This window comes from Cytobacillus firmus (genome assembly GCF_023715565.1).
GTDB lineage: Bacteria > Bacillota > Bacilli > Bacillales > Cytobacillaceae > Cytobacillus > Cytobacillus firmus_C.
This window is the reverse complement of the sequence record NZ_JAMBOJ010000088.1, coordinates 1-14,646: the sequence shown is the minus strand read 5'-3', so window position 1 is coordinate 14,646 and position 14,646 is coordinate 1. Positions and strand designations below refer to the sequence as shown.

Below are 14,646 nucleotides of genomic sequence, written 5' to 3'. Positions count from 1 at the left end.
CTCTTCCGAATAGCTATTAAAAGTTTGTCCTTTCTTTGCCATAGAAAAAATCCCCTCCAAGTAGTATTCTTTCCTCCATGGTAACATGAAGGTTTTTTTGAATGTCTACTTAAAGGGGACATTAACAAGTGCCTGAGTTTTTTTATTAAATCAGGATGCTTTCTATTTTACAAATTTGGTTAATGATTCCGGGAAATAGGATAAACTAATAGCAAGATCAGGGAGGAAGGAAGTATCGCTTTGAAAAATAACGATCGTTTTAAGAAAGCTGAGTTTGCAGCTATAATTGGCATCGTGGGCAATATTATTCTTGCCGCCCTCAAATGGGGAATTGGGGTTTATTCAGGAAGTAAAGCGCTGGTGGCGGATGCGGTCCATTCAGCTTCAGATGTTGCCGGCTCCTTTGCTGTGTATTTGGGTCTGAGAGCTGCGAAGCAGCCGCCGGATGAGGATCATCCATACGGCCATGGGAAAGCTGAATTGATAGCAGCCATAATTGTTGCAGTCCTTCTATTCCTCGTGGGAATTGAAATAGGCAAATCATCATTTGAATCATTCTTTTCGCCAATTGAACCTCCTAAAGCAATTGCAATAGCTGCAGTACTTGTTTCTATCATTGTGAAAGAAGCAATGTTTCGGTATAAGTATAATTTGGGAAAGAAACTAAACAGTGAAGCTTTAATTGTAAATGCTTATGAACATCGTTCAGATGTTTATTCATCAATTGCTGCTTTAATAGGCATTGGCTGTGCGATTATTGGAGGAAGAATGGGAATTGGATGGCTTGAGTATGCAGATCCTGTGGCCGGCCTCATTGTTTCCCTTATGATTCTCCAGATGGCATGGCGGCTTGGTAAAGAATCCATTCACAGCACACTTGATCATGTGCTTCATGAAGAAGATACTCTTGAAATGCGCAAAACGGCTGAATCCGTTGATTATGTTAAAAGGATCGATGAATTGCATGCCAGGGAACACGGACACTATGTTATTGTTGATATTAAAGTGTCAGTGGATCCTGACATGACTGTTGAGGCTGGCCACCGTGTCGGCAAAGAAGTAAAACGCAAGCTGCTCCAATTGGAAAATGTGCAAAATGTCTTTGTGCACATTAATCCATACAGCAAAAAACATATAAATTAGAGAATATATCAGGGAGAGGATAGCATGAAATTTCAATGGACTTTATTACTTGGTATTTTATTTGCGCTGATCGTGGCTGTTTTTGCAGTGATCAATGTCGACAATGTAACGGTTAACTACTTGTTTGGAGAAAGCCAATGGCCGCTGATTCTAGTGATTTTAGGATCTGTTCTTATGGGTGGGCTAATTGTAGGTTCTGTAGGCATTGTCCGCATTTACTCACTTCAAAGGCAAGTGAAATTACTAAAAAGGGAAAATGAAAAGCTTAAAGCAGGAAATTCTGTAAAAGATGGTGCTGATAAGGAAGAACTTGAAAAAGAGCTGGATAGGGATATACATTGAATGAACAGGCTTGAGCTTTTGCTCAAGTTTTTTTGATCCCAAAAAGTGACATGCAGTTCCTATTTTTCTTTCCAGAATTGTATGGATTAACCCGATTTCAACTTATTGAAACGAACCTTCCCCTCTTGTATAATTAATAAGCTGAGGGGTGAACGTATGTTACATTCAAGAACGCGATGGATTGTTCGGCAATCACAGGAGGATAAAGTGCAGCTCCTTACAAAGGAACTGAATATATCTCCTCTTACAGCATCGCTGTTAATTAATCGCGGAATGGATACCGTTGATTCAGCGCGGTATTTTCTGATGGATAATGAGCAGGAATTTCATGATCCTTTTTTAATGACAGATATGGCAATTGCTGTTTCCAGAATAAAAGAAGCTATTGAAAAACAGGAACCTATTTTAATTTTTGGTGATTATGATGCGGATGGTGTGACAAGCACTTCTGTCATGATGATGGCACTTAAAGATCTCGGTGCTGATGTCCAATTCTACATACCGAATCGTTTTACGGAAGGGTATGGGCCAAATATCCCCGCTTTTGAACATGCAGCTGAAATCGGAATCCGTTTAATTATTACAGTAGATACCGGGATCTCTGCTTTAAATGAAGCAAAAGCTGCACAAGAGCTTGGAATGGATTTGATCATTACAGATCACCATGAGCCGGGCTCTGAGCTTCCTGAAGCATTGGCCATTGTACATCCTAAGCATCCGAAGAGCAGATACCCATTCCGGGAACTTGCCGGTGTTGGGGTAGCCTTTAAGCTGGCACATGCGCTTTATGGTGAAATGCCTGAACACCTTATGGAAATTGCTGCGATCGGCACAGTTGCAGACCTGGTTTCCTTAACGGGAGAGAACAGACTTATTGCCAAGCGTGGAATTCAAAAGCTGAAATCAACTAAAAATACAGGCTTGAATGCCTTGTTTAAAGCGGCACGAATCGAGCTTTCATCCATTAGTGAAGAAACGATCGGCTTTACAATTGGCCCTCGCCTCAATGCAGCCGGAAGGCTAGAAAGCGCTGATCCTGCTGTGGATTTGCTTCTAACAAGTGATCCTTATGAAGCACAGGCCATTGCTGAAGAAATTGAAATGCTGAATAAAGAGAGGCAAGCTATTGTCAATGACATTGCGGCACAGGCGGTTCAAGAGGTTGAAACAAATTTCCCAATCAGCGAGAATTCAGTCATTGTTGTTGGAAAAGAAGGCTGGAACGCCGGAGTAATCGGAATAGTAGCTTCAAAGCTTGTTGAAAAGTTTTACCGCCCGGCCATTGTCCTTAGTTATGACAGTGAAAAAGGGCTTGCAAAGGGTTCTGCAAGAAGTATAGAAGGGTTTGATCTGTTCAAGAATCTTTCTGAATGCAGGGATATCCTCCCCCACTTTGGAGGACACCCGATGGCAGCGGGTATGACTTTATCCATTGATGCGGTTGATAATCTGCGAAGCAGACTGAATGCTCTTGCAAATGAACAGCTGACTGAGGAAGATTTTATCCCTGTAACTTCCATTGACGGGGTTTTCCATTTAAAAGATATCAATCTTTCTTCTATTGCAGAGATGCAGTTGCTTTCTCCATTTGGGATGGGGAATGCGAAACCAAAAGTAATGATACAAGATGCCAACATTGCAGCTATGAGAAAGATAGGGTCTGAACAGAACCACATTAAAGTCACAATCGAGAATGATGGATTTTCACTCGATGGCATCGGTTTTGGGCTTGGGCATATGCATGAGCATATTTCACCATACTCCAAGCTGTCAGTTATCGGTGAATTATCCATTAATGAATGGAATAATATTAAAAAGCCGCAAATTTTCCTGCAGGATATGGCGGTAAACACGTGGCAGCTGTTTGATATCCGGAGTTTAAAACGGCTTGAAAGACTCCAAAGTGTCATTCCTGGGGCAAACACAATCTGGGTATTTTTTAATGATGAATATATTTCCAAATATAAGACATTTGCAGGGGAAAACATGGTAAAAATAACTTCTGCAGAAGACGCAGAAGCCATAAAAATAGAAGGTTCAAATGTTGTACTGGCTGACTTGCCGCCTTCAAAGGAAATTCTTGCACAGGTTTTCTTAGGGAAAAAACCTGCAAGAATTTATGCTCATTTCTATAAAGAAGACAGTGACTTTTTCAGCACAATACCAACAAGAGACCACTTTAAATGGTATTTTGCCCTGATTGCTAAAAAAGGCTCAATTGATATTAGGCGTCATGGGAATGATATAGCCAAGCATAAGGGATGGAGCAGAGAGACGGTAGAGTTTATGTCTCAAGTGTTTTTTGAATTGGAATTTGTTAAAATAGATAATGGTGTCATTTCGTTAAACAATACATCCACTAAACGTGATTTAGCTGATTCACAAACTTATCAGCTTAAACAGGCACAATACACTCTTGAGAGCGATTTGCTCTATTCATCCTTTCATCAGCTCAAAGACTGGTTTGATGAAGTTATGCAAGGGGCTGTAAAACTTGAGGAGGCAAAGGAAGAAAAATGGACTTAAAACAATATATAACAATTGTAGAAGATTGGCCGAAGCCAGGCATTAAATTTAAAGATATTACAACACTTATGGACAATGGTGATGCGTATAAATATGCTACTGATCAAATTGTTGAATATGCACGCGAAAAGAAGATTGACCTGGTTGTCGGCCCTGAAGCCCGTGGATTCATCATTGGGTGCCCTGTGGCTTATTCTTTAGGTGTAGGCTTTGCCCCAGTCCGCAAAGAAGGTAAACTTCCACGTGAAACAGTTAAGGTTAATTATGGCCTTGAATATGGCAAAGACGTATTAACCATTCATAGGGATGCCATCAAGCCAGGGCAAAGAGTGCTGATTACTGATGATCTCCTTGCAACAGGCGGAACAATCGATGCAACCATTCAGCTTGTTGAAGAATTAGGCGGAGTAGTGGCAGGAATTGCATTCCTTATCGAGTTAACATACCTTGACGGACGTAAAAAGCTCGACGACTACGACATTTTGACATTAATGCAGTATTAATTTCCTTATACAAAGAGAGCGCCAGACGAAATGGTGCTCTTTTTCATATATTCAAATTAGTAATTAAAGGGTTTCCAAATCCATTTCTGGAAAAACAATAAAGGAATTAGGACAAAAAACGACAAAATTTTTGTTATTGCCATAAAAATAACAGTCTATCCCTTTACATCTTCACTTTTTTTTTCGATAATAGTAGCAATATTATTTTTTTTAATAACTTGTTATTTATGATCATTTCAAAATTATTACATTATGCAACTGCATAAAATTCAGGGAGATAAAGGTGATTCCATGGCGAACGATCAAGTTCTGACCGCCGAGCAAGTCATCAACAGGGCAACAGAATATTTAAACGATGAGCATGCAGAGCTTGTTAAAAAAGCATACGAGTTTGCCAAGCATGCCCATCGTGAACAATATAGAAAATCCGGTGAACCATACATCATCCATCCAATCCAGGTAGCAGGTATACTTGCTGATCTTGAAATGGATCCATCTACAATTGCAGCCGGCTTTCTTCACGATGTGGTTGAAGACACAGAAGTCTCATTGGAGAATATCGAAGAAGCCTTCAATTCAGAAGTGGCCATGCTTGTTGATGGTGTAACGAAGCTTGGGAAAATTAAATATAAATCTCAGGAAGAGCAACAGGCTGAAAACCACCGGAAAATGTTTGTGGCTATGGCCCAGGACATCCGTGTAATCCTGATTAAGCTTGCTGACCGCCTTCACAATATGCGGACACTCAAGCATCTTCCGGCTGAAAAGCAGCGCCGCATTTCAAATGAAACGCTTGAAATCTTTGCGCCTCTTGCCCATAGGCTTGGAATTTCCAAAATTAAGTGGGAGCTTGAAGATACAGCCTTGAGGTACCTAAATCCGCAGCAGTATTACCGGATTGTAAACCTGATGAAGAAAAAAAGGGCGGAGCGGGAAGAGTATTTAGATGATGTAATCAATGTTATGAGGAGCAGAATGTCAGAGGTCTCGATTAAATCAGAAATCTCCGGACGTCCTAAGCATATATACAGCATCTACCGTAAAATGGCCCTTCAAAATAAGCAATTCAATGAGATATATGATTTGCTGGCTGTACGCATTGTGGTAAACAGCATTAAAGATTGCTATGCGGTTCTCGGGATTATTCATACTTGCTGGAAGCCAATGCCCGGCCGCTTCAAAGATTATATAGCAATGCCTAAACAGAATATGTATCAGTCCCTTCATACTACGGTTATCGGACCAAAGGGCGACCCTCTGGAAGTCCAGATCCGCACCATGGATATGCACAGAATTGCTGAGTTTGGTATTGCTGCACATTGGGCTTATAAAGAAGGAAAAAGAGTGAATGAGGGCTCTTCTTTCGAGGAGAAGCTGACATGGTTTCGTGAAATACTTGAATTCCAGGATGATGCAGCTAATGCTGAAGAATTCATGGAATCATTGAAGATTGATTTGTTTTCCGATATGGTGTTTGTGTTTACTCCTAAAGGGGACGTCATCGAGCTTCCTTCCGGATCAGTCCCGATCGACTTTGCTTACCGAATACATTCGGAAATAGGAAACAAGACTATCGGCGCCAAAGTGAATGGGAAAATGGTAACCCTGGATTATAAGCTGAAAACAGGAGATATCATTGAAATTCTGACATCCAAGCATTCCTATGGGCCAAGTAAAGACTGGCTGAAGCTGGCTCAGACTTCACAGGCAAAAAATAGAATTCGGACGTTCTTCAAGAAGCAAAGAAAAGAAGAAAATGTGGAAAAAGGGAAAGAGCTTGTTGAACGGGAAATCCGCAATATGGATTTTGAGCTGAAGGAAATCCTGACACCTGATAATGTCAAAAGGATTGCAGAGAAATTTAATTTCGCTACTGAAGAAGATATGTATGCTGCTGTTGGCTATAATGGGGTAACAGCCCTTCAGGTTGCCAACAGGCTTACAGAAAAATGGCGCAAGAAGCGCGACCTTGAACAAACCGCCGATATTACAAATGCTGTTTCGGAATTAAAGACATTTACCTCAGCAAAAAAACGCGAATCCGGTGTCCGGGTTTCCGGCATAGACAACCTGCTTATTCGCCTTTCCCGCTGCTGTAATCCTGTCCCGGGGGATGAAATCGTCGGTTTTATTACAAAGGGCAGAGGTGTCTCTGTACACCGTGATGATTGCCCTAATATCGAAACGGATGATGCAAAACAAAGGCTCATCCCGGTAGAGTGGGAAACAGCATTAAATGACCGGAAAGAATATAATGTTGAGATAGAAATTACCGGTTATGACCGCAGAGGTTTATTGAACGAGGTTCTTCAGGCTGTTAATGAAACGAAAACAAACATTTCAGCCGTATCGGGACGTTCGGACCGAAACAAATCAGCAACAATCAATATGTCCATTGCTATACACAATGTAAGCCACCTGCAAAGGGTCGTAGAGCGGATAAAGCAAATCCCTGATATTTACGCGGTAAGAAGGATTATGAACTAAAGGGAGCAGATAGAATGCGTGTTGTAGTGCAGCGAAGCAAAGAAGCCAGTGTAACGGTGGACGGAGAAACCGTTGGAAGCATCAAAAAGGGGTTTGTTTTGCTCGTTGGAGTCACCCATGAAGATAAAGAAGAGGACGCAGCGTTTCTGGCTGATAAGATTGCCAATCTTCGCGTCTTTGAAGATGATGCCGGCAAAATGAATTTATCACTGCTCGATCAGGAAGGTGAAATTCTTTCAGTTTCGCAATTTACATTGTATGGAGATTGCCGAAAGGGCAGACGGCCCAATTTCATGGATGCGGCCAAGCCTGCGCATGCCGTGAAAATCTATAATGCTTTCAACAAGTTTCTGGAAGATAAAGGCCTGAAAGTCGAAACAGGTGAATTTGGCGCCATGATGGATGTTCAGTTAATCAACGATGGGCCAGTTACCTTAATCTTAGAAAGTAAATAATGAACGCAAAAAGCCCCGGCATCCAATTGAGTGCCGGGGTTTTTTTGTTAATTCTTAAAATAGCGGGCAAGTCCCTGATAAATTCCTGATGCTGCTGATTGCTGATACTGTGAAGAAGCAATCAGGGCTTCTTCTGCCGGATTGCTTAGATATCCGAGTTCAATCAGAACGGCATTCCGTTTGTTCTCCCTGATTACATGGTAGTCTCCGACTCTATATCCGCGATTTCTCAGGTTTGTCATCGCAGTTACATTAGAATGGATATTGGAAGCAATTTCCTTTTGGAAAGGATGATAGTAATAGGTAGTCACTCCCCGAGCAGTCCGGTCCGGTGTGCTGTCATAATGAATGCTGATAAAAGCATCTGCATTATGATGATGTGAAATGCCTACTCTAGAAGGCAGCGGCAAATAGGTATCTCCGCTCCTGGTCAGAATGACATTTGCACCTGCAGCCCTTAATTTTTCGGCAAGCACTTGAGCGGTCCTGATAGTAATATCCTTTTCTCGTGTCCCTCTTGCTCCTGTTGTCCCGTTATCACGGCCTCCATGGCCGGGATCAATCACAATCGTTTTATTATTCAGGTGCTTTTCCGCTCCCGGCTTTGTTACTGCTGGTGCAGATCCTTCAACTGAAACGATCCAGCCTGCTACAAAACCCTTTCCTCCGTTTGGCAGACGAATTTCATACCAATCATTATTCAGACTGATAATCTCGAAGCTGTCCCCTTTATTTGCCCTGTGAACGACACCTGACTGGGTGCTCGCTTTTTTTCTAATATTTGATCCGTTATGTAAGATAATTGCAGAACTGCCGTTTACATTTTGATGAGAGGAGCCGGCGTTCTTTTCGGCTGTTATGTCTATGAACCAGCTTGCCGCCCATCCATAAGAACCAGGCTGATATTCAATTTTCACCCAATTATTAGCTTCTTCAAGGATTGAGAAACCTTGGCCTTTGGCAACAGAACCAATTGGTTTTCCATTTAACGATGCTTTGTTTCTTACGGTTAAAGTGGTTGCTGTTACAGTGCCGGTTTTTCCGGATGAAGCCTGTTTTGGTTTGCTTTCTGATTGTAAGGATTGAACTGTAATATATTGGCTGCTGATCCATCCTGTATTTCCTGAGAAAGAGATTTCTGTCCAGCTGTTATTTTGAGAAAGAACTGCAACTGTCTCACCCGAATTAAGTTTGCCGATGATATCACTTTGAAGAGAAGGCTTGTTTCTCACATTTAGAGAGTTTGCCGTGATTGTCCCGTTTGGGCTGCTGCCGGACGAACTTTTCTTTCGTGTGCTGCTGAATTTGATAAATTCAGTTGCCACCCATCCATCTCCATATGGAGTTTGAATCTTAACCCAGCTTCCTTCTGTGCTCTTGACCTTATAGGCTGTTCCTTTTTGGATGGTCCCAAGAACCCCGTAACTTGTACTAGGACCCTTTCTCACTCTAAGGCCATCTGTTGTGATAACTGCCTGGGAATTTTCACCCGCCGTTTTTTCTCCTGTCTGATTTGAAGTTAAATTGGAGACAAGCCAGCTTGCGACATAGCCATTTCCTCCCTGGAAATTAATTTTTATCCAATCTCCTTCACGGGAAAGGATGTTAAATTGATCTCCTTTCTGGGCTTGTCCAAGAATGGGGTAGCTTAAACCGGGTCCTTGACGGACGTTAAGATTGTTGGTGGTGATTGTTACAGAACTGTTTTCAGCTTTAACCTGTGTTTCCGTCTGTGTTACGCCGGCAAAAAGCATTAGGCATATCACGAGAATAAGTGGCTTTCTTTTCTTCAACAGGCCACCTCCTTTCAAAATTAAAATCCTTATTAAAAGAAAAACAAACAAGGGGCCGGCAGTCAAGAGAACTTTGGTCCTAAAATACTTCTCCATCTTGTGCAATATCCCTTCTAATATCGGATTATCATCCATCATTTTTAGCTGGGAAATTAATTATTTGTCACTTATGAAACATTTCATCTGAAAATGGCAAGAATAGAACAGACTACATAAAAAAGGGTGAGCAAAATGAGATTTGGAGAAAAAGGAATGTCTGCACAATCTGGTGAAAATCAGGTGTTTGGAGTGGATTTTCACGATTTTATACAAAAAGAACAGAACTCGAACATGATCGAACTCGCGTCAGAGTTTGGACTATCTCTCAGGGATGTAAGAAAACTGAAAAAAAGGCTGGAACGATCATAGCATGTTTTTAGTCTTGACATTGAAGGAAATGCTCCGTATTATAATATAAATAAAATGACAAAACAATTAAATGTCTAGCTGCAGCGCCAGCCTAAGGCGTTCATGCTTTTCGATAATAAACCATTGATGGAGAAGAGTAGTTAAACCCCACATGAAAAGAGAGAGAATGCCGCCCGGCTGAAAGCATTCTCGCATGATGATTTAACGAAAGAACACTTCGTAGGTTTCTCTCTGAAAAGGATTCATCTTTAGTAGGAGTTGAACGTTAACAGGCGTTAACTGTAAAAGAGGAAGTCTATTTATAGGCTTCAACTAGGGTGGCACCACGGGAATAACCAGACTCTCGTCCCTTGTATTTAATATACAAGGAGGCGGGGGTTTTTTGTTTTTAAGATTGTAAATCTAAAATTTCATACATACTTATCATTTTGCATTAGGAGGTAATTTTCATGTCAATTCGAATACCGAGGGGAACGCAGGACATTCTGCCGGGAGAAGTTGAGAAATGGCAATTGATTGAAGAAAAGGCAAGGGAGCTTTGTGAGAAGTTTCAATACCGTGAAATCAGGACACCAATATTCGAACATACAGAATTATTTCTTCGCAGTGTTGGAGATACAACGGATATTGTTCAAAAAGAGATGTACACATTTGAAGATCGCGGCGGCCGCAGTCTGACCCTTCGTCCTGAAGGAACAGCTTCAGCTGTAAGGTCATTTGTTGAGCATAAAATGCATGGCGATGCAAGCCAGCCTGTAAAGCTTTACTATATGGGGCCTATGTTCCGTTATGAACGCCCGCAGGCTGGTCGTTTCCGCCAGTTTGTCCAGTTCGGCGTCGAAGCGATCGGCAGTGCAGATCCGGCAATTGATGCAGAAGTAATTGCACTGGCAATGTCACTTTATAAAAGCATGGGTCTGCAAAAGCTTAAGTTGATTGTAAACAGTCTTGGAGATAAAAAAAGCCGAACTGCACACAGAGAAGCCTTGGTCAACCACTTCAAGCCGCGGATTGGTGAGTTTTGCCAGGATTGCCAGAACCGTCTAGAGAAAAATCCAATGCGTATCCTGGACTGTAAACAAGATCGTGATCATGAACTTATGAAATCTGCTCCATCCATTTTAGATTATTTAAACGATTATTCCAAAGCCTATTTCGAGAAGGTTCAAAAGTATCTAAAGAACCTGGATATTGACTTTACGGTCGATCCGAATCTTGTTCGCGGCCTGGATTACTACAATCATACAGCTTTTGAAATTATGAGTGATTCCGAAGGTTTTGGAGCTATTACCACTCTTTGCGGCGGCGGACGATACAATGGCCTCACTGAGGAAATTGGCGGTCCTGAAGCGCCGGGAATCGGGTTTGCTTTAAGTATTGAGCGATTCATTGCTGCTCTCGAAGCGGAAAAGGTCGATCTGCCTCTTGCTAAGAGCATTGATTGCTACCTTGTCTCCCTTGGAGAGGAAGCAAAGGATTATACAGTTGGCCTTCTTCAACAACTTCGGATGGCAGGATATTCTGCTGAAAGAGATTATCTTGACAGAAAAATTAAAGCGCAGTTTAAAGCGGCAGACCGCTCGAATGCGAAATTTGTTGCTGTCCTGGGCGAAGATGAAATTAAAGCGAATAAAATTAATGTAAAATCGATGGAATCAGGGGAGCAAACAGAGGTTGAACTTGATTCGTTTATAGAGAAATTCACATCACTTTATCAATCATAAACTTGTGCTTACAGGAGGAATTAGTATGTTTGGGCGAACGTATTTTTGCGGGGAAGTAACAGAAAAAGCTATAGGAGAAAAAGTAACATTAAAAGGATGGGTACAAAAGCGCCGGGATTTGGGTGGTCTGATCTTTGTGGATTTGCGTGACCGCACTGGCATCGTTCAGGTAGTATTCAATCCGGAAGTATCCCCTGAAGCTCTTGCGACAGCTGAAAAGATCCGCAATGAATTCGTGCTGGATGTAGAGGGAGAAGTAATTGCACGTGAAGAGGGCACGATCAATGAGAATCTGGAAACAGGGCGCATTGAGATAAAAGCTGAAAAAGTAACAATCATAAATGAAGCAAAAACACCTCCTTTTGTTATTGGTGATAATGCAGATGTTTCCGAGGATGTCCGTCTTAAATATCGCTATCTGGATTTAAGACGCCCAGTTATGTTTGATACCTTTAAAATGCGTCATCAAGTAACAAAAGCTATGAGGGATTTTCTTGACAGTGAAGGGTTTCTTGATGTAGAAACACCGATCCTAACGAAGAGCACCCCGGAAGGAGCCCGTGATTATTTAGTTCCAAGCCGTGTACACCCGGGTGAATTCTATGCTCTTCCGCAATCCCCTCAAATCTTTAAGCAGTTATTAATGGTAGGCGGAATTGAACGCTATTACCAAATTGCACGTTGCTTCCGTGATGAAGACCTGCGTGCAGACCGCCAGCCTGAGTTTACTCAGGTCGACATCGAAATGAGCTTTATGAGCCAGGAAGAAATCATCGGCCTGATGGAAAACATGATGGGAAAAGTCATGAAAGAAGTTAAAGGCCTGGATGTCCAGCTTCCATTCCCTCGCATGACCTACCAGGAGGCGATGGACCGTTTTGGTTCTGATAAGCCGGATACACGCTTTGGGATGGAATTAACGGATCTGTCAGAAATCGTAAAAGAGTCAAGCTTCAAGGTGTTTGCTGGAGCAGTAGCTTCCGGGGGCCAGGTTAAGGCTATTAATGTGAAAAATGGGGCAGGCAAGTATTCCCGAAAAGATATTGATGCTTTAACAGAGTTTGCAGCTGTATATGGTGCAAAAGGGCTTGCGTGGTTAAAAGCTGAAGAGGATGGATTAAAGGGGCCGATTGCCAAGTTTGTGACTGAAGATGAACAAACATCATTCTACACAGCTTTGTCAGTAGAACCAGGAGACTTGCTACTCTTTGTTGCTGATAAGAAGAGTGTAGTCGCTGATGCACTTGGCGCTCTGCGATTAAAGCTTGGAAAAGAGCTTGAGCTGATCGATCAAAGCAAATTTAATTTCCTTTGGGTTACAGACTGGCCGCTTCTGGAGTACGATGAGGAAGAAGGCCGCTATTATGCTGCCCATCATCCATTTACAATGCCTGCCAGAGAAGATTTAGATCTTCTTGAAAAGGATCCTTCTGCGGTCCGTGCGCAAGCATATGACCTTGTGTTAAATGGATACGAGCTTGGCGGCGGTTCATTGCGTATTTTCGAAAGAGATATTCAGGAGAAAATGTTCAGTGTGCTCGGATTCTCAAAAGAGGAAGCTGTAGAACAGTTTGGGTTCCTGCTTGAAGCATTTGAATACGGCACTCCTCCGCATGGCGGTATTGCCCTAGGATTAGACAGGCTCGTAATGCTATTGGCCGGCAGAACAAACCTGAGAGATACAATTGCATTCCCTAAAACTGCAAGTGCGAGCTGTGTGCTTACAGAAGCTCCCGGGGAAGTCAGCCAGTCACAGCTAAATGATTTGAATTTAGCACTTAATTTGAAAAAAAGTGAGTAATTTCCTATTTAATAGTTAATTAACCAAAAAAACTCATTTTTCAGAAATTTAAACCAGGAAGTTACTCCTGACTTTTAGGGGAAATTTCATATCTTAAGGAATAAAATGGATATATTTGTCCATATCTTCTCCATTTCAGCAGCTTGAAAAAGACAAAAACGTGTGATATGATCATATCAATAAATAAAGAGTCCTGATGTGTTCGTTGTAAAACCTGAAATTTTGACCAACATTATTCCTTCGGGAGTCCGGAGTTTTTCAGCAGCGTAAATGCCTCATGGATGAGGACTTACAAACGCAGGAAACAGGACACCCACCTGCTGAGTGCGGGTTCAAAACGAGGGCATCAACAGCGACGGCACGATTGGGACTCTTTAGTACATACGACGATGAAACTCCATGCCACCGCAGGCATGGGTTTTTTTGTTGTCCTCATATTAAATTGCTAATATCATTAATCCCATAGAACTACTTGCTTTAATATTAAAGTATGATATATTCATTATCGGGTATAAGATAAAACATGCTTATTAAATAACATCTGATGGAGTTGATATATATGCTTCACCAATTTTCCAGAAATGAATTGGCTATTGGCAAAGAAGGTCTCGAAAAAATGAAAAATAGTACCGTTGCCGTACTGGGCATTGGAGGAGTTGGTTCCTTTGCAGCAGAAGCGTTGGCGCGTTCCGGGGTTGGCCGTCTTGTACTGGTTGATAAAGACGATGTGGATATTACAAATGTGAACAGACAGGTCATCGCTTTATTATCCACTGTGGGGAAACCAAAGGTAGATTTAATGAAGGAAAGAATTATGGATATTAATCCCGACTGTGAAGTTATTGCTTTAAAAATGTTTTACACAGAAGAAACCTATGAGCAATTTTTCGATTATGGACTCGATTTTGTAGTTGATGCTTCCGATACGATTTCATATAAAATTCATCTAATGAAAGAATGCTTGAATAGAGGAATTCCGATGATTTCAAGCATGGGTGCTGCAAATAAAATGGATCCAACCAGGTTCCAGATTGCAGATATCTTTAAAACTCATACAGATCCTATTGCAAAGGTTATTCGCACACGCCTGAGGAAAGAAGGAATCAGAAAAGGCGTACCGGTTGTATTTTCCGATGAAAGCCCGATCGTTATCCGGGAAGATGTCCGTAAAACAGTTGGGAAAGATGATGCTGAAATCAGAAAGGCCAAAATGCCTCCATCTTCAAATGCATTTGTTCCATCTGTTGCAGGGTTAATCATGGCCAGCTATGTAATCAGAGAACTTTTAAGCGATATAAAGATTGCACGTGTAAATGACTGAAAAAAGACCGGCCATCGGTAGACTGCACCCCTTATAGTAGATGTTGAAAAACCCACAGTTGGGCAACATTGACTTAAGGGGTGATTTTTATGGCCAAAAAAGGGCAAAGGTTACAAAGTTATTCTTTGGAGATTAAAGCGGAA

11 protein-coding genes, 1 other RNA gene and 1 other annotated feature are annotated in these 14,646 nt (G+C 41.7%); of the genes, 11 read left to right on the top strand and 1 reads right to left on the bottom strand.

Features of this window, described 5'->3' with window-relative positions; all coding sequences use genetic code 11:
* Positions 1-240 precede the first annotated feature (240 nt).
* From M3205_RS23590 to dtd, 6 genes are all read left to right on the top strand, one after another.
* Positions 241-1,143: a cation diffusion facilitator family transporter gene (locus M3205_RS23590; RefSeq protein ID WP_251172107.1), complete on the top strand. Its 903-nt coding sequence runs from the start codon at positions 241-243 to the stop codon at positions 1,141-1,143.
* A 24-nt stretch (positions 1,144-1,167) separates the two neighbouring features.
* Positions 1,168-1,485 (top strand): LapA family protein, encoded by a 318-nt coding sequence (locus M3205_RS23585; RefSeq protein WP_251172106.1) that lies wholly within the window; start codon positions 1,168-1,170, stop codon positions 1,483-1,485.
* 156 nt (positions 1,486-1,641) lie between these two features.
* Entirely contained in the window at positions 1,642-4,011 is a 2,370-nt protein-coding gene (gene recJ / locus M3205_RS23580) for a single-stranded-DNA-specific exonuclease RecJ (protein ID WP_251172105.1), read from the top strand.
* A complete protein-coding gene (locus tag M3205_RS23575; RefSeq protein ID WP_095245946.1) occupies positions 4,002-4,514 on the top strand; it encodes an adenine phosphoribosyltransferase in 513 nt (170 codons plus the stop codon). Before recJ ends, M3205_RS23575 begins: the two co-directional genes overlap by 10 nt.
* Before the next feature lie 291 nt (positions 4,515-4,805).
* Positions 4,806-7,001 carry a RelA/SpoT family protein gene (locus M3205_RS23570; protein ID WP_251172109.1) on the top strand — a complete coding sequence of 732 codons (2,196 nt, stop codon included), beginning with the start codon at positions 4,806-4,808 and terminating at the stop codon, positions 6,999-7,001.
* Positions 7,002-7,015: 14 nt separating this feature from the next.
* Positions 7,016-7,456, top strand: coding sequence for a D-aminoacyl-tRNA deacylase (dtd, locus tag M3205_RS23565; RefSeq protein WP_251172104.1), 441 nt, complete (start codon positions 7,016-7,018; stop codon positions 7,454-7,456).
* Positions 7,457-7,503: 47 nt separating this feature from the next.
* Here dtd and M3205_RS23560 read toward each other — a convergent pair whose 3' ends face one another.
* Positions 7,504-9,249: an SH3 domain-containing protein gene (locus tag M3205_RS23560; RefSeq protein WP_251172103.1), complete on the bottom strand. Its 1,746-nt coding sequence runs from the start codon at positions 9,247-9,249 to the stop codon at positions 7,504-7,506.
* A 231-nt stretch (positions 9,250-9,480) separates the two neighbouring features.
* On the opposite strand from M3205_RS23560, the gene M3205_RS23555 reads away from it, so the two are divergent.
* The 5 genes from M3205_RS23555 to M3205_RS23535 all read left to right on the top strand — a co-directional run bounded on the left by M3205_RS23555 (position 9,481) and on the right by M3205_RS23535 (position 14,503).
* Positions 9,481-9,657, top strand: coding sequence for a hypothetical protein (locus M3205_RS23555; protein ID WP_251172102.1), 177 nt, complete (start codon positions 9,481-9,483; stop codon positions 9,655-9,657).
* Positions 9,658-9,771: 114 nt separating this feature from the next.
* Positions 9,772-10,011: a binding site (T-box leader), on the top strand.
* 95 nt (positions 10,012-10,106) lie between these two features.
* Positions 10,107-11,381 carry a histidine--tRNA ligase gene (hisS, locus tag M3205_RS23550; protein WP_251172101.1) on the top strand — a complete coding sequence of 425 codons (1,275 nt, stop codon included), beginning with the start codon at positions 10,107-10,109 and terminating at the stop codon, positions 11,379-11,381.
* Positions 11,382-11,406: 25 nt separating this feature from the next.
* Positions 11,407-13,182, top strand: coding sequence for an aspartate--tRNA ligase (gene aspS / locus M3205_RS23545; RefSeq protein WP_251172100.1), 1,776 nt, complete (start codon positions 11,407-11,409; stop codon positions 13,180-13,182).
* 187 nt (positions 13,183-13,369) lie between these two features.
* Positions 13,370-13,557: non-coding RNA, 6S RNA (ssrS, locus tag M3205_RS23540), on the top strand.
* Between the two features lie 184 nt (positions 13,558-13,741).
* Positions 13,742-14,503: a tRNA threonylcarbamoyladenosine dehydratase gene (locus tag M3205_RS23535; protein WP_251172108.1), complete on the top strand. Its 762-nt coding sequence runs from the start codon at positions 13,742-13,744 to the stop codon at positions 14,501-14,503.
* Positions 14,504-14,646 lie beyond the last annotated feature (143 nt).

Bases quoted from the DNA above. Each gene is read 5' to 3' on its own strand.
- M3205_RS23535 (WP_251172108.1), top strand. From the start codon at position 13,742: ATGCTTCACCAATTTTCCAGAAATGAATTGGCTATTGGCAAAGAAGGT.
- dtd (WP_251172104.1), top strand. From the start codon at position 7,016: ATGCGTGTTGTAGTGCAGCGAAGCAAAGAAGCCAGTGTAACGGTGGAC.
- M3205_RS23555 (WP_251172102.1), top strand. From the start codon at position 9,481: ATGAGATTTGGAGAAAAAGGAATGTCTGCACAATCTGGTGAAAATCAG.
- M3205_RS23585 (WP_251172106.1), top strand. From the start codon at position 1,168: ATGAAATTTCAATGGACTTTATTACTTGGTATTTTATTTGCGCTGATC.
- M3205_RS23570 (WP_251172109.1), top strand. From the start codon at position 4,806: ATGGCGAACGATCAAGTTCTGACCGCCGAGCAAGTCATCAACAGGGCA.
- recJ (WP_251172105.1), top strand. From the start codon at position 1,642: ATGTTACATTCAAGAACGCGATGGATTGTTCGGCAATCACAGGAGGAT.
- hisS (WP_251172101.1), top strand. From the start codon at position 10,107: ATGTCAATTCGAATACCGAGGGGAACGCAGGACATTCTGCCGGGAGAA.
- aspS (WP_251172100.1), top strand. From the start codon at position 11,407: ATGTTTGGGCGAACGTATTTTTGCGGGGAAGTAACAGAAAAAGCTATA.
- M3205_RS23575 (WP_095245946.1), top strand. From the start codon at position 4,002: ATGGACTTAAAACAATATATAACAATTGTAGAAGATTGGCCGAAGCCA.